At 69.6% G+C, this 23,332-nt stretch carries 22 protein-coding genes and 1 pseudogene; 4 read left to right on the top strand and 19 right to left on the bottom strand.

Features of this window, described 5'->3' with window-relative positions; translation table 11 throughout:
* Positions 1-130: 130 nt before the first annotated feature.
* From murG to IEX18_RS02435, 13 genes are all read right to left on the bottom strand, one after another.
* The gene (murG, locus tag IEX18_RS02375) at positions 131-1,270 is read right to left on the bottom strand and encodes an undecaprenyldiphospho-muramoylpentapeptide beta-N-acetylglucosaminyltransferase (protein WP_188657052.1); all 1,140 of its coding nucleotides are present in this window, start codon (positions 1,268-1,270) and stop codon (positions 131-133) included.
* Positions 1,267-2,496: an FtsW/RodA/SpoVE family cell cycle protein gene (locus IEX18_RS02380; RefSeq protein WP_188657053.1), complete on the bottom strand. Its 1,230-nt coding sequence runs from the start codon at positions 2,494-2,496 to the stop codon at positions 1,267-1,269. Before IEX18_RS02380 ends, murG begins: the two co-directional genes overlap by 4 nt.
* The gene (gene murD, locus IEX18_RS02385) at positions 2,493-3,881 is read right to left on the bottom strand and encodes a UDP-N-acetylmuramoyl-L-alanine--D-glutamate ligase (protein ID WP_188657054.1); all 1,389 of its coding nucleotides are present in this window, start codon (positions 3,879-3,881) and stop codon (positions 2,493-2,495) included. The genes IEX18_RS02380 and murD overlap by 4 nt, the downstream gene beginning before the upstream one ends.
* Positions 3,878-4,948, bottom strand: a complete 1,071-nt coding sequence (mraY, locus tag IEX18_RS02390; RefSeq protein ID WP_188657055.1) for a phospho-N-acetylmuramoyl-pentapeptide-transferase — start codon at positions 4,946-4,948, stop codon at positions 3,878-3,880. Before mraY ends, murD begins: the two co-directional genes overlap by 4 nt.
* A gap of 1 nt (position 4,949) precedes the next feature.
* Entirely contained in the window at positions 4,950-6,317 is a 1,368-nt protein-coding gene (locus tag IEX18_RS02395; RefSeq protein ID WP_188657056.1) for a UDP-N-acetylmuramoyl-tripeptide--D-alanyl-D-alanine ligase, read from the bottom strand.
* 1 nt (position 6,318) lies between these two features.
* Entirely contained in the window at positions 6,319-7,740 is a 1,422-nt protein-coding gene (locus tag IEX18_RS02400; RefSeq protein ID WP_188657057.1) for a UDP-N-acetylmuramoyl-L-alanyl-D-glutamate--2,6-diaminopimelate ligase, read from the bottom strand.
* A 10-nt stretch (positions 7,741-7,750) separates the two neighbouring features.
* Entirely contained in the window at positions 7,751-9,466 is a 1,716-nt protein-coding gene (locus IEX18_RS02405; RefSeq protein WP_188657058.1) for a peptidoglycan D,D-transpeptidase FtsI family protein, read from the bottom strand.
* Positions 9,463-10,092: a hypothetical protein gene (locus IEX18_RS02410; protein ID WP_188657059.1), complete on the bottom strand. Its 630-nt coding sequence runs from the start codon at positions 10,090-10,092 to the stop codon at positions 9,463-9,465. The genes IEX18_RS02405 and IEX18_RS02410 overlap by 4 nt, the downstream gene beginning before the upstream one ends.
* The gene (gene rsmH, locus IEX18_RS02415; RefSeq protein ID WP_188657060.1) at positions 10,089-11,057 is read right to left on the bottom strand and encodes a 16S rRNA (cytosine(1402)-N(4))-methyltransferase RsmH; all 969 of its coding nucleotides are present in this window, start codon (positions 11,055-11,057) and stop codon (positions 10,089-10,091) included. Before rsmH ends, IEX18_RS02410 begins: the two co-directional genes overlap by 4 nt.
* Complete coding sequence (locus IEX18_RS02420) at positions 11,057-11,554, bottom strand: division/cell wall cluster transcriptional repressor MraZ (RefSeq protein ID WP_188657061.1); 498 nt, start codon at positions 11,552-11,554, stop codon at positions 11,057-11,059. Before IEX18_RS02420 ends, rsmH begins: the two co-directional genes overlap by 1 nt.
* 490 nt (positions 11,555-12,044) lie before the next feature.
* Positions 12,045-12,965, bottom strand: coding sequence for a PEPxxWA-CTERM sorting domain-containing protein (locus IEX18_RS02425; RefSeq protein WP_188657062.1), 921 nt, complete (start codon positions 12,963-12,965; stop codon positions 12,045-12,047).
* Between the two features lie 190 nt (positions 12,966-13,155).
* Positions 13,156-13,434 carry a hypothetical protein gene (locus IEX18_RS02430; RefSeq protein ID WP_229664314.1) on the bottom strand — a complete coding sequence of 93 codons (279 nt, stop codon included), beginning with the start codon at positions 13,432-13,434 and terminating at the stop codon, positions 13,156-13,158.
* A 36-nt stretch (positions 13,435-13,470) separates the two neighbouring features.
* Positions 13,471-14,463, bottom strand: coding sequence for a cysteine synthase A (locus IEX18_RS02435; protein WP_188657063.1), 993 nt, complete (start codon positions 14,461-14,463; stop codon positions 13,471-13,473).
* A 143-nt stretch (positions 14,464-14,606) separates the two neighbouring features.
* Between IEX18_RS02435 and IEX18_RS02440 the strand changes: the two genes are divergently transcribed.
* Together IEX18_RS02440 and aat are read left to right on the top strand one after the other, a co-directional pair.
* Entirely contained in the window at positions 14,607-14,990 is a 384-nt protein-coding gene (locus IEX18_RS02440) for a hypothetical protein (RefSeq protein WP_188657064.1), read from the top strand.
* A gap of 426 nt (positions 14,991-15,416) precedes the next feature.
* Entirely contained in the window at positions 15,417-16,136 is a 720-nt protein-coding gene (aat, locus tag IEX18_RS02445; protein WP_229664315.1) for a leucyl/phenylalanyl-tRNA--protein transferase, read from the top strand.
* A 35-nt stretch (positions 16,137-16,171) separates the two neighbouring features.
* On the opposite strand, the pseudogene IEX18_RS18790 reads toward aat, so the two are convergent.
* From IEX18_RS18790 to IEX18_RS02470, 5 genes and pseudogenes are all read right to left on the bottom strand, one after another.
* Positions 16,172-16,612: pseudogene (locus IEX18_RS18790) on the bottom strand (DUF2155 domain-containing protein); the annotation flags it as partial.
* Positions 16,594-16,989 (bottom strand): NADH:ubiquinone oxidoreductase subunit NDUFA12, encoded by a 396-nt coding sequence (locus tag IEX18_RS02455; RefSeq protein ID WP_188657066.1) that lies wholly within the window; start codon positions 16,987-16,989, stop codon positions 16,594-16,596. The gene IEX18_RS02455 and the pseudogene IEX18_RS18790, both read right to left, overlap by 19 nt.
* Positions 16,990-16,999: 10 nt before the next feature.
* The gene (locus tag IEX18_RS02460; protein WP_188657798.1) at positions 17,000-17,470 is read right to left on the bottom strand and encodes a DUF192 domain-containing protein; all 471 of its coding nucleotides are present in this window, start codon (positions 17,468-17,470) and stop codon (positions 17,000-17,002) included.
* Positions 17,471-17,502: 32 nt separating this feature from the next.
* Complete coding sequence (locus IEX18_RS02465; RefSeq protein ID WP_188657067.1) at positions 17,503-18,063, bottom strand: cold-shock protein; 561 nt, start codon at positions 18,061-18,063, stop codon at positions 17,503-17,505.
* 24 nt (positions 18,064-18,087) lie between these two features.
* Entirely contained in the window at positions 18,088-18,651 is a 564-nt protein-coding gene (locus IEX18_RS02470; protein WP_188657068.1) for a RecX family transcriptional regulator, read from the bottom strand.
* Between the two features lie 89 nt (positions 18,652-18,740).
* Here IEX18_RS02470 and IEX18_RS02475 point away from each other — a divergent pair, with 89 nt between their 5' ends.
* Entirely contained in the window at positions 18,741-20,489 is a 1,749-nt protein-coding gene (locus IEX18_RS02475) for a fatty acyl-AMP ligase (protein ID WP_188657069.1), read from the top strand.
* 81 nt (positions 20,490-20,570) lie between these two features.
* Positions 20,571-22,919, top strand: a complete 2,349-nt coding sequence (locus IEX18_RS02480; RefSeq protein ID WP_229664316.1) for a putative bifunctional diguanylate cyclase/phosphodiesterase — start codon at positions 20,571-20,573, stop codon at positions 22,917-22,919.
* 56 nt (positions 22,920-22,975) lie between these two features.
* Here IEX18_RS02480 and IEX18_RS02485 read toward each other — a convergent pair whose 3' ends face one another.
* Complete coding sequence (locus IEX18_RS02485; RefSeq protein ID WP_188657070.1) at positions 22,976-23,293, bottom strand: DUF3140 domain-containing protein; 318 nt, start codon at positions 23,291-23,293, stop codon at positions 22,976-22,978.
* Positions 23,294-23,332 lie beyond the last annotated feature (39 nt).

Raw genomic sequence — 23,332 nt, forward strand, 5'->3', positions numbered from 1 at the left:
AAGCGGGACCATGCCGCAGGCATGGTGGAGGGGGACTGCGGCAAGTAAGTCGGCCGCGGCGATCCTCCTCCACCACTCGCCGCGCGAGCGGTTCCCCTCCCCGTTCCCGAGAGGATCTTGACTGTCGCCCTCATGCGAACGCCGCCTTCTGCTGGCGGACCGGCACCGGCAGGCGGGCGAGCGGCGCATCCAGGCTTTCGACCAGATCGGCGAGGTCGCTGACCGCATGCGGGCGGCCGACGCTCTTGGCGCGGCCGGCGGCATTTTCCAGCGCCTGCGGGTCGAGGCCCAGTTTCTGCATCTGCTTGGCGAGTTCCACGGCGGTGAAGGTCTTTTGCGGGATCGTCCGCGCGCCGCCCGCGGCGGTCATCTCGCGGGCATTGGCGGTCTGGTGGTCGTCTGTCGCCGACGGCAGCGGCACCAGAATCGCCGGGCGCCCGGCCGCGGTCAGCTCGGCGATGGTCGAGGCGCCGGCGCGGGCGATGATGAGGTGCGCCCAGGCGAGCTGTTCGGGCAGGTCGGGCAGATAGGTCGCCAGCTCCGCCGCGATCTGATGCTCGGCATATTGCGCGCGCGCCGCATCGATATCCTCGATCCGCGCCTGATGGGTCACCTGCAACCGGCGGCGGAAGTTGGGCGGGAGCATCGCCAGGCCGTCCGGCACGACCTCGCTGAGAATGCTCGCCCCCTGGCTGCCGCCGGTGACGAGCACGCGGAAGATGCCGTCCTCCTCCAGCAGCGGGTAGGGCTTGGCGCGCAGCGCCAGCACCGCCTCACGCACCGGATTGCCGACCAGATGGGTCTTGGCGATCAGCCGCTCCGGCAGGCGCTCGGTCCGCTCATAGGAGGTCGCGATCGCATCGACGCGCCGCGCGACGAGGCGGTTGACCCGGCCCAGCACCGCATTCTGCTCGTGGACCGCAGTCGGGATCTTCTCGGCAAAGGCGGCGAGCAGCGCCGGCATCGCCGGATAGCCGCCGAACCCGATCACCGCCGCGGGGCGGAAGGTGCGATACAGCTCGCGCGCCATCGCCCGCCCGCGCCACATCTCGCGCAGCGCCTTGGCATAGCCCATCGGCCCGCCGGCGAAGCGGCCCGCCGGCAGGACATGCGTCTGCACCCCCTCGAACAGGCCGGGGAAGCGCACCCCGCGTTCGTCCGAGACCAGCGCGACATGGTGGCCGCGCTTCGTCAACTCGGTCGCGAGCGCCGCCGCCGGGACCATATGACCGCCGGTGCCGCCGGCCGCCAATACGTAATGCTTGCTCATTCACCGCTCCAGCGGACCACATAGGGGGACCGCGTCAGGAACGGATTGCGACGGGTGAAGGCCAGGAGCAACCCCATGCCGATCGACAGCGCGATCATCGACGACCCGCCATAGCTGATGAAGGGCAGCGTCATGCCCTTGGACGGAGCGAGGCCGGTGTTGACCGCCATCGACACGAGCGCCTGCGCGCCGAACTGCACGGCAAGGCCGGAGGCGGCGAGCAGCTTGAATTCGTCCTGCTCGTCCAGCAGCTTGACGAAGACGCGCACGACGATCGCGAGAAACACCAGCGCGATCACCCCGCAGGCGATCAGCCCGAACTCCTCGCCGATCACCGAGAAGATGTAGTCGGTGTGCGCTTCCGGCAGGCCGAACTTCGCCGCGCCCGCGCCGGGTCCGGTGCCGGTCCAGCCGCCCGCGGTCAGCGTGCGGTGCGCGGCATCGACCTGGAAATGGTCCGCCGCGCCCTCGCCATCGACCGAGGGGAACAGGAAGGCATCGATTCGGGCGCGCGCCGTTCCGTAGAACAGATAGGCGGCGACCAGCCCCGCCGGTACCATCGCCACCAGCCCGACGATGATCCGGGTCGAGGTGCCCGCGATCATCAGGAGTGCCATCCAGACGGTGCAGAAGATCACCGTCTGCCCGAAATCCGGCTGGAGCATCAGGATCGTCGCGACCAGCCCGGTCAGCCCGCCGGTCATGGTGACGACCGGCAGATCGCGATCCTTGGCCTTGAGCGACAAGAGCCACGCGACCGCGACGATGAACAGCGGCTTGAGGAATTCGGAGGGCTGGACCTGCGAGATGCCGAACTCCAGCCAGCGCTTCGCGCCGTTTTTCTCCACGCCGATCAGCGGGGTGAGCGCCAGCAGCGCGAGGAACACGCCCCCGCCCCACACCGCCAGTCGCCGGGCCTGCGTCACGGGCAGCATCGACACGCCGATCAGCACCGGCAGCGAGACGCCGACCCACATCAGCTGCCGCCAGAAATAATAGAGCGGGGCGATCTTGTGCTTGTCCCCCGAATAGCGCGCCGCCGTCGCGGGGCTTGCCGCCGCCACCGCGATCAGCCCGATCGCGATCAGGAACAGGGTGAGGAGCAGGAGCATCCGGTCGATGTCCCAGAACCAGGTGCCGAGCGGCGAGCGGTCACCGCGCCCCCCGCGCTTCTTCACCTGCGCCATCAGCCGGCCGCCGGCCTTGCCCCGCGCTGCGTCGGTCATGCCTCCCCCTCCTCCGGCAACGCCTGAACGGCGGCCCGGAACGCCGCGCCCCGCGCCTCATAGTCGCGGAACTGGTCGAAACTGGCGCAGGCCGGGGACAGCAGCACCACCTCGCCCGGTCGCGCCTGTGCCGCCGCCGCGCGGACCGCGGCGTCGAGCGTGCCGGCTTCCGTTACCGGCATGTGCGGCGCGAGGATCGCGGCGAAGCGCGGCCCGGCCTGCCCGATCGTATAGGCATGGACGACATGGCCAAACGCCGGCGCGCAGGCGTCGAGATCGTCGCCCTTGGGCTGACCGCCGACGATCCAGTGGACGCGCGGAAAGGCGGCGAGCGCGGGCGCCGTGCTTTCGGGATTGGTCGCCTTGGAGTCGTCGACGAAGGTCACGCCGCCGCGCGCCGCGACCCGCTCCATGCGGTGCGGCAGGCCGGTGAAGCCGGCGAGACCGCGGTCGATATCGACCTCGGACACGCCCAGTGTGCGCGCCGCCGCGATGGCAGCGAGCGCGTTCTGAGCATTGTGCGGCCCCTGCAACGCCGGCCAGCCGCGCTGGTCCATGCACACGCCCGGCGCGATCTTGGTCAGATGTTCGCCCCGCGCCGACAGGCTCCGCGCGATCGCGGCGGAGGCGGCGTCGCCGATCCCGATCACCGCCTCATGCTCGGGCGACTGCATCGCGAACAGCCGCGCCTTGGAGGCGGCATAGCTCTCGAACCCGTCATAGCGATCGAGATGGTCGGGCGTGATGTTGAGCAGCACCGCGACGTCGCAATCGAGGCTCTGGGTCAGGTCGACCTGGTAGCTCGACAGCTCCAGCACATAGACGCCGCCCGCCGGCAACGGCTCCTGTGCGAGGATCGGCAGACCGATATTGCCACCCATCAGGGTCGGGATGCCGGCGGTGCGCAGGATGTGGTGGATCAGCGCAGTGGTCGTCGACTTGCCGTTGGTGCCGGTGATGCCGACGACCTTGTGTGCCGGCAGATCGGCCCGGGCCTGTGCGAACAGCTCGATGTCGCCGATGACGGGAATGCCGGCGGCGCGCGCCTTTGCGGCGAGAGGGTGCGTATTGAGCGGCACGCCGGGCGATACGACGAGCGCGTCGAAGCCGGTCAGGTCGTCGAGGGGCGCAATCTGAAGCCCCTCCCCTTCAGGGGAGGGGTTGGGGTAGGGCGCTTCCGCGGGCACCGACCCTTGAGGCGACGCCCCACCCCCAACCCCTCCCCTGAAGGGGAGGGGGGCAAAAGCGCTGCGCCTCGCCTCATCGGCATCCCATGCGACAACACGCGCGCCCGCCGCCAGCAGCGCCCGCACCGTCGCCGCGCCCGATCGCGCCAGCCCCAGCACCGCATAGCGCCGGCCCGCCCATGTGCGCGAGACGATCACCGCAGCTTCAACGTCGACAGGCCGGCCAGCGCCAGCACGAAGGCGATGATCCAGAAGCGGATGACGACGGTCGGCTCCGACCAGCCGAGCTGTTCGAAATGATGGTGGATCGGCGCCATGCGGAACACGCGCTTGCCGGTCCGCTTGTAGAAGAAGACCTGGATGATGACCGACATCGCCTCGACCACGAACAGGCCGCCGATGATCCCCAGCACGATCTCGTGATGCGCGACGACGGCGATCGTGCCCAGCGCCCCGCCCAGCGCGAGGCTGCCGGTATCGCCCATGAAGACCGCGGCCGGCGGCGCGTTGAACCACAGGAAGGCGAAGCCCGCGCCTACCACCGCGCCGCAGAAGATCGCCAGCTCGCCCGCGCCCGGCACATGAGGGATGCCGAGATAGTCCGCGAACTTCACATTGCCGGCGAGGTACACGATGACCATGAACGCCACCGAGGCGATAATCACCGGCATGGTCGCCAGACCGTCCAGCCCGTCGGTCAGATTCACCGCATTGCCGAACGCCACGATCGTGAACGCCGCGAAGACCGGGTAGAAATACCACAAGTCGATATAATAGCGGTTAGTGAAAGGCAGGAAGAGCCCCGTCCCGTTCTGCCCCATCACGATCCAGGCGGCGATGCCCGCGATCGCGAATTCCAGCAGCAGCCGCACCCGGCCGGGCACGCCCGCGGTCGTCGCTTTCCGCACCTTGTCATAGTCGTCGAGGAAGCCGATCGCGCCGAAGCCGAGCGTGACGAACAGGCACGCCCAGACGAAGGGGTTGGACAGCTCCATCCACAGCACGATCGACAGCGTCATCGCCGTCAGGATCATCAGCCCGCCCATGGTTGGCGTGCCGCGCTTGGCGAGGTGGGTCTGCGGCCCGTCGGCGCGGATCGGCTGGCCCTTGCCCTGCCGCACGCGCAGCCAGCCGATGAAGCGGGGACCGATCACCAGCCCGATCAGCAGCGCCGTCGCCACCGCCGCGCCGGTGCGGAAGGACTGGTAGCGGATAAGGTTGAGAACGCCGGTGAAACCCAGCTGCTCGGCGATCCAGTACAACATGCTATGCGCCCCGCAGGCCGGCGACCACGCGCGCCAGCCCCACCCCGTTCGATCCCTTGACCAGCACCGCATCGCCCGGCGCCAGCATCTCGCGAGCGGCCGCCAGCGCGGCGGGTGCGTCGGCCACATGGACGATGTCCATCCGCCCGGCAAGCGCCGCCGCGAGTGGCGCCATCGCTTCGCCGACGAGCACGGCCGCTTCGACGCGCGCCGCCTCTACCGCGGGGGCAAGGCCGGCATGATAGTCGCCAGAGGCTTCGCCCAGTTCGCGCATCTCTCCCAGTATCGCGACATGGCGCCCCGGCGTGTCTGAAAGCACCGCCAGCGTCGCGCGCATCGAGGCGGGGTTGGCATTGTAGCTCTCGTCGATCACCAGCGCCTCGCCGCCAGCGGGAAGCGCTGCCTGGAAGCGCGCGCCCCGGCCGGGCAGCCCGCCCTGCTCCGCCAGCGCGAGTCCCGCCAGCGCCAGGTCCGCACCCACCGCATCGACCGCCGCCAGCACCGCCATCGCGTTCGACACCCAATGGGCTCCGGGCTGGGACAGGGTGAAGCTCAGCTCCCGCTCGCCGATCCGCGCGGTGACGAAGGTGCCGCCATGGCTGAGCCTCATCGTCTCCGTCGCCCGCACGTCCGCGCCGTCGCCCAGGCCGAAGCTCACGATCCGCCCCGCATGAGGCTGCGCCGCCGCGATCAGCCGGTCGCGATGCGGGCTGTCGAAGGGCACGATCGCGATCCCGCCGGGTTCGAGACCCTGGAAGATCTCGCCCTTGGCATCCGCGATGGCGCTCTCGTCGCGGAAGAATTCGGTATGGGCCGGGGCGATCGTCGTCACGATCGCGACATGCGGGCGCACGAGCCGGGTCAGCGCGGCGAGCTCGCCGGCATGGTTCATCCCCATCTCCAGCACCGCCGCCTTCGTGGCGACGGGCATGCGCGACAGGCTGAGCGGCACGCCGGTATGATTGTTGTAGCTCTTGACCGAGCGATGCACCCGTCCCCGCATCCCGCGGTCGAGACAGGCGAACAACGCTTCCTTCGCGCTCGTCTTGCCGACCGAGCCGGTGACGCCGATGACCTTCGCATCGGTCCGCGCCCGCGCCGCGCGCGCCAGATCCTCCAGCGCGGCGAAGCTGTCGGCGACCCGCACATGCGGATGCGGCGTCCCGGCCGACACGATCGCCCCGGCCGCACCTTGTTCGAAGGCTTGGTCGAGGAAGCGGTGTCCGTCGGTCGTCTCGCCGGTCAGCGCGATGAACAGGTCGCCCGGACCGACCTCGCGCGAATCGAAGGCGACGCCATCGACGGCGAAGTCGCCGGACGAGGTGCCGTCGGTCGCCGCGGCAATCTCCGAAGCGGTCCACAGCGCCATCTCAAAGGCTCCCCGCTGCCTCGCGGGCGACCGCGACATCGTCGAACGGCAGCACCAGATCGCCGACGATCTGCCCCTGCTCATGCCCCTTGCCCGCGATCAGCACGATGTCGGTCGGGCCGGCATCGTGGATCGCCGCCGCGATCGCCTCGCGCCGGTCGCCGATCTCGATCGCTCCGCGCGCGCCGCGCAGCACCTCCGCCCGGATCGCGCGCGGATCCTCGCTGCGGGGATTGTCGTCGGTCACGATCACGCGGTCGGCATGATGCGCCGCGACCTGCCCCATCGTCTCGCGTTTGCCCAGGTCGCGATCGCCGCCCGCGCCGAATACCACGATCAGCCGTCCGCCGGCGTGGGGCTTCAGCGCCGCGATCGCCGCTTCCAGCGCATCGGGCGTGTGCGCATAGTCGACATAGACGGGTGCACCGCTCGCGGCGATCGCGGCGCGCTCCAGCCGTCCCCGGACGGGTTGCAGACGCGCCAGCGCCGACAGCGTTGCCGCCGTCTCTCCGCCGGTCGCGATCACCAGTCCCGCGGCCACCAGCGCATTGGCCGCCTGATAGGCGCCGATCAACGGCAGGCGCACCTGGTGGGTCGCCCCCTCCGCCTCGATCGTCAGCCCCTGGCCGAGCAGGGTCGGCTCGCGTCCGACCAGTCGCAGCGACGTACCCCGCTCGCCGACCGTCATCACCCGGTTGCCGCGCGCCTGCGCAAGATCGAACACGCGACCCGATTCGGCGTCGTCCGCCCAGATCACCGCGGTGCCGTCCGGGCAGAGCACTTCGGAGAAGAGTCGCAGCTTCGCAGTCAGATAGGCGCCCATGTCGCCATGATAGTCGAGATGGTCGCGCGACAGGTTGGTGAAGGCCGCCGCGGCCACGCGCAGCCCCTCGGTGCGATATTGCGTCAGCCCGTGGCTCGACGCCTCGAAGGCGAGATGCGTCACCCCCTCCCGCGCCAGCCCGGCGACGTTCGACAGGAAGGTGACGACATCGGGGGTGGTCAGCCCGGTCGTGACCCGCTCGTCGGCGGTGGTGACGCCGAGCGTGCCGATCGACGCGGCATGATGCCCCGCCATCCGCCAGAGCTGCCGGGTCATTTCCACCACGGAGGTCTTGCCGTTGGTGCCGGTGACCGCCACCGCCGTCTCGGGGAACGGCGCAAAGAAGCGTGCGGCCAGCCGGGCGAAGGCGGCGCGCGGCTCCTCGTCGGCGATGTGGAGCGCCCCGGTCACCCGCGCCTCGGGCCGCGCGACGATCGCGATGGCGCCCGCGCGCACCGCCTCGTCGATGAAGTCCTCGCCGTTGACACGAGCGCCGCGGAACGCGCCGAAGACGGTGCCGGGGGCGACCTTGCGATGGTCGATCGCAAACCCCGTCACCGCGCGATCGTCATGGCTGTCGGTCAGGTGACCCAGCTTCATGACGCGATGCTCAATTGTCGTTCGCCGGCTTGGCGCTGGGATCCTGCCACAGGGTGGGCACGATGTCGGACACGTCGATGTCCCGGTTCTCGTCCGGCACGACGCCCAGCATCGCGCCCACGCGCGAGATGGTGCGCCCGACCACGGGGGCGGCATTCCAGGCAGCGGTTTTCCACCCGAAAGTCTCCTTCGTTCCCAGGGGCGAGTCGAGCATGGCCAGCACCACATAGCGCGGCTGGTCCATCGGGAAAGCCGCCGCGAAGGTCGCGACGTTGCGCGACCGGTCGTAGCCGCCTGCCACCGCGGCCTCGGCGGTGCCGGTCTTGCCGCCGACGCGATAGCCGGGCGCGTCGCCCTTCCGCCCGGTGCCGCGCTGCACGATCAGGCGCAGCATCTGCCGCATCCGCGCGCTGGTGCCCTCGCTGATCACCCGCCGTCCCGCCGGCGCCTGGCCCGGCTCGACCTTCAGCAGCGTCGCCGGCCGCCAGATCCCGCCATTGACCAGCGCCGCATAGGCCGAGGCGAGGTGCAGCGGGGTCACTGCGATGCCATGGCCATAGGCGGTCGTCATCGTCGTCGTACGCGCCCAATAGCCCGGCCAGAGCGGCCGCCCCTTCTCGCGCAGCTCGATATCGGGCTTGGTGTCGAAGCCGAACTTGCGGAACATCGCCTGCATCCGCTCCGGCCCGACCTCATCGGCGATCCGGGCGGTCGCGACGTTCGACGAGTAGATCAGCGTCTCGGCCATGTTCAGCCAGCGCTTCGGATCGCCCCGCTCGTCATGGATCGTGAAACGCCCGACCTGCAGCGGATGCGTCGCGTCGAACCGGCGCTGGAAGGAGGTGACGACGCCGTTCTCCATCGCGGTGGCGACGGTGATCGGCTTGAAGGTCGAGCCCAGCTCGAACACGCTCTGCGTGGTGATGTTGCGCAGCTCTTCGCTGCCGGCCATGCCGACCCGATTGGGATTGAAGGTCGGCAGCGACACCATCGCGATCACCTCGCCGGTGTCGACGTCCAGCACGATCCCGCCCGCCCCGCGCGCGGAGAAGGTCGCCATCGCGCGACCGAGCTCGCTCTCCAGCGCCGCCTGCACGCGGGTGTCGAGCGACAGGGCGACCGGCCGGCCGGCGGTGGCGGGGTTGGCCAGCCGCTCGTCGAGCACCCGCTCCATTCCGCTCATCCCGTGCCCGTCGGTCGACAGGAAGCCCAGCGCGTGCGCCGCCATCGTGCCCTGCGGATAGAGGCGCTGCGTCTCGCGCGCGAAGACCAATGCCGGCTCGCCCAGCGCGTTGACCTGCTCGACCAGCGCCGGGCTGGCGCGGCGCTGCAGATAGGTGAAGGACACGTCCTTGGTCAGCTGGCGGTAGAACCAGGCCTGGTCGCCGCGATCGGGCATCAGCGCGGCAAGCCGGGCCGCGATCTCCATCGGGTCGCCGATAAGCTTCTTGGGGTGGACCGCGATCGTCCAGGCGTCGATCGTCCGCGCCAGCGGCGCGCCGTTGCGGTCGACGATGTCGCCGCGTGCCGCGAGCGCCGCCGCCCGCGCCTCCGCCTCCGAACCCGAAAAGGCCGCGAGCATCGCCAGCCGTCCGAGCACCAGCAGCACCGCCGCCGCGAACAGCAGCATCATCATCATCAACCGCATATGCGCGGTCGCGACCAGCTGATGCCGGGCCTGTGCGCTGCCGCGATGCGCGACCGGACGGGCGACGAGCGTCGTCAACGTTTCGGGCCCGCCTCGGTGCGGGCGCCGGACAGGATCGCGCCGAGCGTCGAATCGGACAGGAGCTTACGATCAAGGGCGGCCACCGCCTCCGGCCGGACCTTCGCCACCGCGGCCGCGGCGCGGACCACGGCGATGTCGGTCGCCCGGGTCGAGACCGGCGTCGACACCGCCGCGACCTTGGCGACGGTGGCCGCCGCGACCGCGGCGACGGCGGCGCGTGGCGCGTCGGCGGCGACCAGCGTCATGGCGCGAACGGGCTGGCCCGTCCCCGACGGCACGACCAGCGCCGCCTGACGCAGACCCTGCGACGGCGCACCCGGCAGCGGCGCGGACACGTCGACCGAGGCGAGCGCCGCCTCGTCGCTGACGAACTGACCCGCGACGGGGGCCGTCAGCGCCAGCGTGTCGCCGTTCCACTTCTCGAGCTGGACGAGGTTCGCACGCGTGTCGAACTCCGTCTCCAGCGCACGGATGTCGCGCTCCGCCGCGGCGATGCGGCGGTTGACCAGATCGAGCTTCTTGCGCTCGCCGGCGACGTGCAGCGACACGAGGTAGAAGCCGAGGACCGCGGCCACGCAACCGCCGAACCAGCCGATCCCCCGCAACCGATACGCCGCCGTCATAGTCCTGTCTCCTGCTGCCACGCCGGGGCCGCCGTGCGCCGTGCCGTCCTGAGGGTCGCGGAGCGTGCGCGGGGATTGCCCGCCACCTCCGCCTCGCCGGCCCGCACCGCGCGGCCGACCGAATCGAAACTGGGTGCCGCGCCCGCACTGGCCTGCGGCAGATGACGCGAGCCTGAAGGGGCGCCGCCGGACCGGTCACGCAGGAAGCGCTTCACCATCCGGTCCTCCAGGCTGTGGAAGGTCACCACCGCCAGCCGACCGCCCGGCTTCAGCACGCGCTCCGCCGCGGCGAGCCCTTCCGCCAGCTCGTCCAGCTCGCGGTTTACATGGATGCGGATCGCCTGGAAGGTGCGGGTCGCCGGATCCTTCTTGTCATGCGGCTTGTGCCCCAGCGCGCGGCGCACGACGGCCGCCAGCTCGGCGGTGCGGGCCAGCGGGCGCGCCGCAACGATCGCCCGTGCGATCCGGCGCGACTTGGGCTCGTCGCCATAGCGGTAGATGACGTCGGCGATCGCGTCCTCGTCGGCCTCGTTCAGGAAGTCGGCGGCGCTCTGCCCTTCCTGGCTCATCCGCATGTCGAGCGGACCGTCCGACTGGAAGGAGAAGCCGCGCCCCGCCTGGTCGAGCTGCATCGACGAGACGCCGATATCCATCGTCACCCCGTCGACCTGCGCCGCGCCCAGTTCCGCCAGCGCACTCTCCATGGTCGAGAAATCGGCATGGATCAACGTCAGCCCGTCGATCGCCTGCGCGCGTCCGGCGGCGATCGCGTCGGGATCGCGGTCGAATGCGATCACCCGCGCGCCGCGCGCCAGCATGGCGCGGCTGTAGCCGCCCGCGCCGAAGGTCGCATCGACCATCGTCTCGCCGGGCCGGGGCGCCAGCGCGTCCACCACCTCCGCGCCGAGCACCGGGATGTGCGGCACGGCCGGGGATTTCCGGGGATCGGTCGCCATCGCGTCCATCACAGGGCTATCCCCTTCTGCGCCATGTGAAACTGCGCCATCGCCTTCACTACACGCGGCATGTCCGGCGTGTCGATCAGCGTCCGGGGGTCCCAGATCTCGATATAGTCGAGCACGCCGTAGAAAAAGGCGTGCTCGCCGATGCCCGCATAGAAGCGCGGAAAGGCGGGCATGATGAAACGGCCCGAGCCGTCGAACGGCACCGCCTCGCCGGACGCGGCCGCGCGCTTGATATTATAGTCGAACTCACCGTCCGGCGCGGTATTCTCCGCCTCGCGCTTGTCGAGCTGCGCGGCGAGGATATCGAGATAGCCGGGATCATAGGCGATCAGGCACGGGTTCTTCTGGTGCGCGCCGATCACGATCGTACCGCCCGTCTTGCCATCGGCCTTGGGGGCATTGGCGGCGAGCGTCGTGCGCAGGGCAGACGGTATGGCGACCCGTCCCTTGTCATCGACAAGACCGATGCCATCGCCCTGATATCGCCCCCTTGTCACGCGCCAACTCCAGCCCCTTCCGGCACGCCCGGTCCCATCGCGGAAAGCAGCTATCGCCACGCTCCACGCCAGAACACACCCATCGGAGATCGCCCCGGAAGTTAACCTGCACGTACCATCCGCGACTTGGGCTCGCAACGGGATTTTTGGGGATTTGAGGGGAAATACGGTGATCGCGCGGCAGGTCGAGGGATCTCGCGGTCACGCCCTTGTCGCGTCGCGGGACGGGTCCGCGACGCGAGCGTCAAAGCTGTTTCAGATCAGGAATATCGCCGCCGCCGCGGCACTCCGGACCCCGGAGCACGGGCGAGCACGCCATCGAGTCGGCAGGCGATTTTTCGGGAATTCACGCGCTTTGAAGCTTAATTCGCCACGGGGGATCGTCGCCCCGGCATACGCCGGGGCGCCGGGCGGTCCTTTCCTCGCGCTATAGCTGGAGATCCCAGCCTGCGCTGGGATGACGATCGCTTCTGAGCGGATATGGCGCGGTTTAGCGCGATTTCGCAAACCGACGGCGGCGCTGGCGCGTCGCGCCGCTGACCAGCACGAAGCCCGTCAGCATCAGCGCCCAGCTGCCCGGTTCCGGCACCGATGAGACCGGTGCGACATCGGTCAGGAATTGCCCCGAGGCCGAGGTCATCGTCACGTTTGTCGGCAGCGCGAAGCGAAGCGTCGCGGTGTTGCCCAGATCGGCCAAGCCGGACTGCGATCCGTCGCCGAGCGCCCTGGCGAGTGCCCGCAGGGTGAAGATCACGTGCGTGCTCCAGCTGTCGCCCGTGAAGGAGACCTTGCCACGGACGATCGCCTCATCGGCGGAGCGCGCGGTGTAGCTGATGCTGCCCTTCGCCGTCCGGTCTGTCAGATCGGCGAAACTGGTGCCACTGAAGCTGAAGCTGGTTCGGGCGGGCTCGTTGGGCTCGCTGAACGAACCGCTCGCGATCCAGCTACCCGTTCCGGCAAAGCTGCCGTGCAGCCCCATCTCGAAGTCGAAGCTGGACACCGTATCTGCACCCGCACCCGCTGCGGTGAAGATCAGATCGTCCTCAAGGCTCGCCTCCGCCCGGACAGAGCTGTTCGCATAGCCCTCAGGGCCGGCGCCCTTATCGGTCACCGATGCGCCGAGCTTGCCGTGCGCGAGGTCGACATAGGCAGAGGCGGTCGTAGCCGGATTGGTGACGGTGGGAAGATCGATGCGCGAGGGCTTCGCACCATAGGCGCGCGATGTCTGCTCTCCGTTACTGGATCCAAACACACCATAATCGCTGCGGACGAGCCGATCCTGTTTGTAGAAGACGCCCTTCGTGCCGTAATAATCCGTCTCGACTTCGGTCCAGAGGAACGTCCCCGCCATGGCCGGTGCGGCCGCACCGGCTAGAAGCAGCGCAACAGCAACTTGAGCAAAGATCTTCATGATGTCGGCTCCGGGTCGCCGCACCATGCTGCGGCGCAGCGCAGGTAATCTGGATCAACATACCTCGCCAAGCGCGGGCTTTAGGATCCATCGGAACAACGCACTGAAACGGGACAATGGACGGAGCCGCAAGGCCGGCATTTCCACGCCCTGTAGGGACGCGGCCGCCAGTTGGCCCCGTCACCCTCGCCTAGCGCGACGGAGTCGTGGCAGGCAGAGCGAGGTTGGCGCTGCTCGGCGCGACGCCCATTTCGGCGAGTGGTTCGCCCGATCCCATCGGCGCGGCATCGTTGGTCGAAGCGATCTCGGCGACCAAATTCGCTTGGGCGGACCCGGCAACGGGCGCCTCGCGGGTCGCGCTGCTGATGATCGCGCTGGCGATCGCGATCAGCACCACCACCGCCAACAGGCCGATCACGCCGACCTTGATGCGCTGGATCGGCTGGGAAGGTTCAGGCCGAACGTCCATCTGGTCCGACAAACATAACCATTCGTCGTGCCGGTCTCAACCCCCGCGCGGGAACGCCGGCTCCACCAGCCCCTTTTCCTGCCGCCAGGACGGGTTGTGGAGCGTCGAGAGATAGCGGAAGCCGGTGTCGCACAGGATGGTCGCGACGCGGCTTCCCTCGCCCAGCCGCCGCGCCAGCGCGACCGCCCCCGCGACATTGATCCCGGAGGACAGCCCCAGGCACAGCCCCTCCTCGTCGAGCAGCCGCCGCACCCAATAATAGCCCTCGTCGTCGCCGACACGGAACTGGGTGTCGATCGGCGCGCCCTCCAGATTGGCGGTGATCCGCCCCTGCCCGATCCCCTCAGCGACCGACGAGCCCTCGGCCTTGAGCTCGCCGTGCTCGTAGTAGTTGAACAGCGCCGCGCCGTGCGGGTCGGTCAGGGCGATCACCACCGATTCATCGTGCGCCTTCAGTCCCATGCCGACACCGGCGAGCGTTCCGCCGGTGCCCGCGGCGCAGGTGAAGCCGTCGATCCGACCCTCCATCTGCGTCCAGATCTCCTCGGCCGTGCCGGTGATATGGGCGCGGCGATTGGCGATGTTGTCGAACTGGTTGGCCCAGATCGCGCCCGGCGTCTCCTCGGCGATGCGCCGCGACGTATGCACGAAGTGGCAGGGGCTCGAATAGGGTGCCGCCGCCACCAGCACCAGCTCCGCCCCCAGCGCGCGCAGCGTGTCCATCTTCTCGCGGCTCTGCGTCTCGGGCATCACGATGATCGTGCGATAGCCCTTGGCGTTGGCGACCAGCGCCAGGCCGATCCCCGTATTGCCCGCCGTGCCCTCCACGATCGTGCCGCCGGGCTGCAACGCGCCCTGCCGTTCGGCCTCCTCGACGATCGACAGCGCCGCCCGGTCCTTCACCGAAGCGCCGGGATTGGCGAACTCGCACTTGCCGAAGATATGGGCGCCGGCCTCGGCGCTCGGCCCCTTGAGCCGGACGAGCGGCGTATGGCCGATGAGCGAAAGCGTGTCGGGGACGATGGGCATGTCCGCCACATAGGCAGCCGGGCACGGCGGGCCAAGCGACGCGCGCTTGATCGCACAGAAGCGCGGCTTTGCCGGACAATTTTGCTATTGCAGCAAACGATGTCTTGACGCTGTAACGCGCAGCGGCGAAGCGCATCCGCGCTATGACGAAGCTCTCCCTCCTCATCCTCACCCCGCTGCTCGCGCTCGGCGCCTGCAACTCGCAGCCCTCGCAGCCCGAGGTGGTCGTGACCAACCCCGACCCGCTGCAGAACAAGCTGGCCACCGCGCCGAAGGCCGAGCTGCCGCCCGCGATCCGCGCCGACAAGTCGCTGCGCTGCGGCGACGGTTCGCTCGTGGCGATCACCTTCTTCCAGGGCGACAAGCAGATCATGCTGCGCGCCCCGGCCAAGGCCGATCCGATCAAGCTCGTCGCGCCCGAGGCCGGCAAGCCCTATGTCGGCGAGAATGGCACCACCGTCTCGGGCGACGAGAAGAGCGTGAAGGTGACGTTGCCGGGCAAGTCCGCGCTGACCTGCCACGACTGACGATCCCGGCCGTCGCCGCGCACCTTCGCGGCACCGGCCGACCGGACCCACATCATACCCGTCCGGAGGATGCTCCGGACGGGTATTTTCTCGCCCGCCTCCGCGAGAGTCGCAACAGCGCCCTCTTTCCCTCGTCATCCCGGACGTGTTCCGGGATCCACCGTGCCGCACGATCGATGGCTTGAGCCTTTGCGGAACCGTGGATGCCGGAACGGGTTCGGCATGACGAAGGAATTTTGCAGAGGCGCCGATGCCGGCTACCCGGACCAGGCGCTCGTCGGTCGCCCCGATCGCAGGTAAGGCCTCAGACTCTTCCGCGCTTCGACATCGTTCGGCACGCCCGGCTCATCATCCCGTCGCGCCCTAAGCGCTCCGTCCCTCAACCACTTGCCCTCTCCCGCCGCTCCCGCCACCTTGACCGCAGTGATGGACCGCCTCGACCCGCAGATCGTGCTCGGCGCCTATGCCGTGGGCGTGTTTCCAATGGCGGATGCGCGCGAGGCGGACGGGGTCTATTGGGTTGAGCCGCGCCGCCGCGCGATCCTGCCGCTGGACGGTTTCCGCCTTTCCCGCTCGCTCCGCAAGACGATCGCCGCCGACCGCTTTCGGGTGACCGCCGACCGCGCTTTCCCCGCGATGATCCGGCTCTGCGCGGAAAGCGCCGCCGATCGGCCGGAGACATGGATCAACGGCAGCATCGAGCAGGTCTTTCTCGACCTCCATCGCGGCGGCAGGGCTCATTCGATCGAATGCTGGGATGGCGACACACTGGTCGGCGGTCTTTACGGGCTCGCGCTTGGCCGTGCCTTTTTCGGCGAGAGCATGGTGAGCCGCGCCACCGATGCCTCCAAGGTCGCGCTGGCATGGCTCGTCGCGCGGCTACGCGTGGGCGGCTTCACCCTGCTCGACTGCCAGTTCCAGACTCCCCATCTCGCCTCACTGGGTGCGGTCGAGATACCGCGCGCGCGCTATGTGGCGTTGCTGGGCGAGGCGCTGTCGGGGCTCGGCGTATCGACGGCCTTTGCCGCGCTCGACGGCGCGGGCGTCGGCGATTTCCGCGCGCTCGAGCGCTTGGGGGCGACCGACTCGGTCTCCTCGCCCGTTGTCGGGAAGGACATCGTGCAACTCTTGGCCCAGACATCGTAGACGGGATGCTGAACGACGTTGAGCGACGGCCGCTCCTTGAACAGCCAGCCTGAGAATACCCGCCGCCACTGCCGGTCGGCGCCACGCACGTCCATCTGCACGAAGGCGCCGGTCAGCGGATCGGCCTCCCAGGGCGCGGTCCGGTCGCAGGCGGACAGGCGCACCACCACGTCGCCGATCCGCACCGCACCGCCCGGCTTGAGCGTCAGCTCGCGCGCCTCGCCGTTCCGCTTGTTGAGGAAGCCGAGCACGGCGACGCGCTGCGCCATCGGCGTCGTGCCCGGCACCGTCGCCGGGCCGCCGGTCGCGACCGTCTCGATATCGTCGGGTACCCCTTCGGGCACCACCTGCGCCGTCCGCACCGGTCCGGTCGCGGCGGGCCGGTCGAGGGCGCGCCAGCCGAACCAGCCGCCCGCCAGCAGTGCCGCGACCCCCAGGGCCACGGCCAGCCAGCGTATCATCCCTCTGGCGTCCATGCTTCATAGTCGCCCGTCGCCGCGGCCCGCTTGCCGCCCTTTTCCAGCGCACCGGCGGGACGATAGGCGAGCGCCGTGCCCGTCATGTTGGGCACCGCCGGCTTCTGCCAGGCGCGCTGCGGCGGCAGGGCGTCGTCGGGCGCGCCATCGATATGGTGGTGCAGCCAGCTGAACCATTCGGGCGGCACCCGGCTGGCGTCGTTCGAGCCGTTGTAGATCACCCAGCGGCGGGGCGCGCCGCTCGTGTTCCTGCCGCCCTCGTAATAGACGTTGCCCAGCGAGTCCTCACCCACGCGCGTCATGCCGCGCAGGCCGTAGAACCAGGTGCTCCAGCTGGCGCCGTTCCACCATGTGAAGGGATTGACGTTGATGCCCATGGGCCAGCGCTTACCCTGCCGGCGCGCCGCCAGCAACCGCCGGTGTGGCAGGAAGACGCGGCCAGGCGACCCGGTCGCCGGGCGCTATGCCGAGCTCGGCCGTCCGCCCGCCGGGTACCTCGAGTACCGCGGCCACGGGTTCACCCGATTCGACAGGCGCTTGCGAGAAGGGGATGGTGTTTTCGCCGATATAGGCGATCGTGCCGTCCGCGCGGATGAAAATGATGTCGAGCGGGCTCGGCGTGTTCTTCATCCAGAAGCTCGCGGAGCGCGGTGCACCGCCGCCCGGCGGATAGGGCGCGAACAACATCCCGAAGTCCGGCGCCAGGTTGGTCCGGTACATCAGCCCCTTCGCCTGCGCCTCGGCGGTGCTCGCCACCTCGGCGCGGAACAGATGCCGGCCCGACGCGGAGGTGATCGTCACCGGCACCAGCTGCACGCCATCGGGCGCGGGCGACGGGCTGTGGCACGCCGCCAGCATCAGGGCGGCCGATACCGCCCAGCGGTTCGCTGTCACGCCGGCTGTTCCACCGCCACCGCCAGCGCGCCCTTGCGTCCATCGACGATCCGCGCGCGGAGCGACTGGTCCGGCTCCACCTCGACGATCCCGCCCCGACGCAGCGTTTCCATATGGACGAACACGTCCGCACCGTCGCTGGCGCGGACGAGGAAGCCATAGCCCTTCAGCCGGTTGAACCATTTCACACGGGCCGGCTCGAAGGGCCCCGCCGTATCCAGCAGCGCCACCGGGTCGATCCGGTCCGGCGCCGCCCGGGCTCGGGGCGCCGGCTCGGCCACGGCATGCGACAGATCGATCGTCAGGATCTGGCTGGCCTGATAGCCGCGTCCCCGCTCCACCGCGAGCGCCTCGACCCGCGCACCTTCGGGCAGGCTGCGGCGGCCATGCGGCTGGAGCACGCTGAAATGGATCAGCACGTCGCCCAGCGCGGCATCGTCCGCGACCGCGAAGCCGAACCCGCGCGTCACGTCGAACCACTTGATAACACCCGACACCGGCAGCGCATCACGCACCGGATCGGCCGGATAGTCCTGATGCTGCGCCTGCGCCCGCATTACGTCACCCCTGACCCCTTATGGTTAGCACGGTTCATCCTCATCGCAACATCCCGCCGCGAGTTCCGCATCTATTTGGGACAGGTCGCCCGGTGCCGCCGCCGCGATACGGCGAGCCAGGGCAAAGCCATGGCCGGCACGGACCATGGCGGCGATCTGCTTCTCGCGCTGCGGTCGCTCCGCCGGGGCGGCCGCGAAGGGGCCGATCCGCCGCCGCCGGGCGAAGGCGAGCGCGCTGTCGAGCGCCGCTGCCGCCACGGCCGGCGCGACGCTGGCGGCATCCGCCTCGCCGACCCGCGCCTGGCGCAGCGCCAGTGCCACCCGCCCCGCGCCCAGTCCCCGGCGGGTCAGCGAACGGGCCTGCGCCTCGGCGAACAGGCGATCGTCGATATAGCCGCGCTCCGCCATCCGTGCGGCGATCGCCTCCGGATCCGCGGGCTCCCCCTGCCAGCCCCGCTCGCGCATCTTGCGGCGCAGATAGTCGGCCAGCTTGCCCCGCGTGGTCGCGAAGCGCTCGACATAGCGCAGCGCCAGCCGGTCGAGCGCCGCGGCGTCGAGAGGGACAGGAGAATGACGCGGCTGTGACATCGGCCATGATTGTGCCACATAGGTTGCCGAGAGGGAAACGGGCACCTCCGCGTGCTCCCCGAACGAAGACCGATGCGAAGGCAAAGACGATGACGACCGACACGCCCATCACGGCCGCGCCCAATGGCACGCCGACCGAGGACGCGCTCCCCCGCCGCTTCGCCGACTTCGCCACGCTGGGCGAGGCGCTGGATTATGCCGCCACCGGCGTGCGCGGTCTCAACTTCCACGATGCGCGCGGCACGCTGGTGCGCCCCTATCCCTTCGCGGAGCTGCGCGAGGACGCGCTGGCGGCCGCCCGCCGCCTGATCGCCGCCGGGGTGAAGCCCGAGGACCGCATCGCGCTCGTCGCCGAGACTTCCGCGGAATTCGCCGCGCTGTTCTTCGGCACCGTCTATGCCGGTGCCTGGCCGGTGCCGCTGCCGCTTCCCACCTCGTTCGGCGGGCGAGATTCCTATATCGACCAGCTCAAGGTCCAGCTCGGCAGCTGCGACCCGGTCATGCTGATCTATCCTCCCGAACTGGCCGCCATGGCCGGCGAGGCCGCGGCGCAAGCCGGGGTCGCCGGGATCGACTGGGCCGAGCTGTCGGGGCGCGACGCCCCCGATGCGCCGTTGCCCGCCGCCGATCCGGAGGCGATCGCCTATCTGCAATATTCCAGCGGCTCGACCCGCTTCCCCCATGGTGTCGCGATCACCCATCGGGCGCTGCTCAACAACCTCGCCGCCCACAGCCATGGCATGGCGATCCAGGGAAGCGACCGCTGCGTCTCGTGGCTTCCCTGGTATCACGACATGGGTCTGGTCGGCTGCTTCCTGTCGCCGGTCGCCAACCAGGTCTCGACCGATTATCTGAAGACCGAGGATTTCGCGCGCCGTCCGCTCGCCTGGCTCGACCTGATCAGCCGGCACCAGGGCACCACCCTCTCCTACTCGCCCACCTTCGGCTATGACATCTGCGCGCGGCGGATCTCGTCGCAGACCCGCGCGTCCGACCGGTTCGACCTGTCGCGCTGGCGCGTCGCAGGCAACGGCGCGGACATGATCCGGCCCGACGTGATGCAGGGGTTCGTCGACGCCTTCGCCGATGCCGGCTTCCAGGCCAGCGCCTTCCTGCCCAGCTACGGCCTCGCCGAGGCGACGCTCGCCGTCTCGATCATGCCGCCGGGCGAAGGTATCCGCGTCGAGCTGGTCGAGGAGACCGAGCTGTCGGGCGGCGACCGCGACGGCCGCCGGCCCCAGCGGTTCCGCGCGATCGTCAATTGCGGCAAGCCGGTGCGCGACATGCGCGTCGAGATTCGCGAGGAAGACGGCACGCCGCTGCCCGAGCGCGCGATCGGCAAGGTCTGGTGCGCCGGCCCGTCGGTGATGGTCGGCTATTTCCGCGATCCCGCCGCGACCGAGGCGTGCATGGCCGATGGCTGGCTCGATACCGGCGACATGGGCTATCTGTCGGACGGCTATCTCTACATCGTCGGCCGCGCCAAGGACATGATCATCGTCAACGGCCGCAACCATTGGCCGCAGGACATCGAATGGGCGGTGGAGCAGCTGCCGGGCTTCAAGGCCGGCGACATCGCCGCCTTCGCCATCACGACGCCCGGCGGCGAGGAGACGCCGGCGGTGCTGGTCCAGTGCCGCAGCAGCGACGAGGCGGAGCGGCTGCGCCTGCGCGACGAGATCCGCGAGCGGGTCCGCTCGGTCACCGGCATGAACTGCGTGATCGAGCTGATTCCGCCACGCACCCTGCCGCGCACCAGTTCGGGCAAGCTGAGCCGTGCCAAGGCGCGCAACCTCTACCTCGCCGGCGAGATCAAGCCCTACGACATCGCCGCCTGACCGGTGCCGGAATTTTGGCGGCCGTCAGGTCGCCAAGTTACGGAAACGATCCGCTAACTCTTCGCCGTTAGGGTCCGCATCGTGGCCCAGCATCCCTCTCCCCTGCAGCCGGTTCGGATAGGCCTCGCGCAGCTCCTCGCGCTGCACGAGGGGCAGGATCGAGTCGAATGGGGCCGGATCCGCGCCGCCCAGCTCTATGCCGGGCGAGCGCTCGCGCCGTTCATGCTCGCGGCGAATCTCGCCTCGGTAATCGCCCTCGCCACGCTGATGCATTTCTGGGTGCCGGCGCACCAACTCGGTATCTGGGGCACGGTGACCAGCGGGGTCGCGGCCTATATCATGTGGCGGCGGCGGCGCGTGCACAGCGGCGCCGACGGCTATGCCGAGCCGGTCGATGTCCGCAACACCGCGATCGAGGGACTCGCGCTCGCTGCGGTCTGGTCGGTCGTGCCGATGGTCTTCTGCCACGAGGCGCCGACCCAGACCGCGCCGGGGTCCGGCATCATCCTGGCAATCCTGATGACCGCCGCCGCCTTCGCCATGGCGCCCCTCGTGCTCGCGACCTTGTGCTTCGTCCTCGGCCTCGGCGGCAGCGTCGCGATCGGCCTCGCGGTCGACGGCGAGCTGCCGGCGGCCTTCGGCGTCCTCCTCTTCGCCCTGCTGCTCGCCGCGATCTGCATCAGCCGCGCGCACACGCTGGTCGCCCTTCGCGCGGCATCGATCGCCCTGGAGGAGCGCGACGAGACGGTCAGCCTGCTCCTGCGCGAGTTCGAGGAATCCGACGCCGACTGGCTGTGGGAGACCGACAATGCCCGGCGGGTGGTCAAGGCCAGCCCGCGCTTCGCGCTGGCCTGCGGGCTCGACCTCGTCAGCATCAACGGCATGCCGTTCCTCCAGGTGCTCGCCGGTCCCGCCTGGGAGACGGGCGATTTCGCCCCCGGCCTGCGGCAATTGTCCGAAAAGCTGAAGGCGCGGCAGAGCTTCCGCGACCTGCGCCTGCCCGTCCGAGTCAATGGCGAGGAGCGCTGGTGGGAGCTTGCCGCCTCGCCGCGCTTCGACGAGCGGGGCAATTTCTGCGGCTTCCGCGGCGTCGGCTCCGACGTGACGCAGCAGCGCGACGCCGCCGACAAGATCAACCGCATGGCCCGGTCCGACACCTTGACCGGCCTGCCCAACCGCCTGTCGATCAACGAGGTGCTGGTCCGCGCGCTGCTCGATGCCGAGAAGTGGCGCAGCCGCTGCGCCTTCATGATGATCGACCTCGACCGGTTCAAGGCGGTCAACGACACCCTCGGCCACCAGGTCGGCGATCGCCTGCTCAGCCGGGTGGCCGAGCGGCTGGCGCGGCTGATGACCGAGAATGCGATGTGCGGCCGGCTCGGCGGCGACGAGTTCGCGGTGGTCGTGCGCGACGCCTCGGACCTGCTCGCGATCGAACAGCTTGCCCGCCGGATCATCGAGACGCTGTCCCGGCCCTATGACGTCGACGAGCACACGCTGCATATCGGCGCGTCCGTCGGTCTGGCCATCGGCCCGCGCGACGGCAAGACCGCCGAGGAGCTGATCCGCTCCGCCGATCTGGCCCTCTACCAGTCGAAGGATGCCGGCGGCGGCGTCTTCCACGCCTATGAGCCGCGCCTCCATGCTCAGGCGGAGGAGCGCCGGGTGCTCGAACAGGCGCTGCGTCAGGCGCTGGAGAAGGGCGAGATGTATCTCGCCTATCAGCCGGTGGTCGATGCCGATACCGGCCTGCTCACCGGCTTCGAGGCCCTGCTCCGGTGGAACAGCGCCGATTTCGGCAACGTCTCGCCCGCCAAGTTCATCCCGCTGGCGGAGGATGCCCGGCTGATCGTCCCGATCGGCGACTGGGTTCTGCGCGCCGCGTGCGACGAGGCGGCGCGCTGGCCGGGCCATGCCCGGGTCGCGGTCAACGTCTCGCCCGAGCAGCTGCATAACCCGCATTTCGTCACCACCGTGGCCTCGGCCCTCGCCACTTCCGGCCTGGCGCCAGAGCGGCTCGAGCTCGAGGTCACCGAGAGCGTGTTCATGCACGAGGGCATGGGCGCGACCAAGGTCCTGGAGCGGATCCTGGAACTGGGCGTGCGGCTTTCGCTCGACGATTTCGGCACCGGCTATTCCTCGCTGGGCTATCTGTCGCGCACCCGCTTCTCGACGATCAAGATCGACCGCAGCTTCGTGCAGGGCGCCGCGAAGGGCGCGCCGGAGGCCACCGCGATCATCCGCGCCGTCGTGGCGCTGGCCCGCAGCCTCGGCATGGCCACGACCGCCGAAGGCGTCGAGACCGAGGCGGAGCACCACATGGTCCGCGACTTCGGGTGCAGCAAGGTGCAGGGCTTCTACTTCAGCCGCCCGGTTCTGGTCGAGGAAGCCCGGCATCTCGCCGCCCGGCGCGAGCGCGAGGCCGCCTAGAGCCGGACGAGGATCGGCGCGCCTCCGGTCAGCGCGGTCGAAGGGCCTGAGGCCCGCTATTTCAGGGGATCGTGCCCCCAATTCATCAGCGAATAACGCCAGGGCGAATGCTCCTTGTCCTCTTCCGGACCGCCCTGCTTCAGGTGGCGGTGCACATAGCCCGTCACCTTCTTCATCTGCGCATAATCCTCGTCGGTGAGATCCGCCTTCTTCTTGTGGCGGATCGCGACGATATGCTCGCCCATGTCATGGCCGACACCGGTGCCGCTCTCGCGGCTCTCCTCGGTCTTCAGCCATTTTTCCAGCTCGGCCGGCGTCATGTTCACTGCATCGGTGAAATCGGCGTAGATCGCATCCTTGTCGTCGTCGGCCATGGCACTTCCTCGTCATCGACTGGAAGGCCGAACGTCGCG

Origin of the sequence: Sphingomonas metalli (assembly GCF_014641735.1) — a bacterium.
GTDB classification, from domain to species: domain Bacteria; phylum Pseudomonadota; class Alphaproteobacteria; order Sphingomonadales; family Sphingomonadaceae; genus Sphingomonas; species Sphingomonas metalli.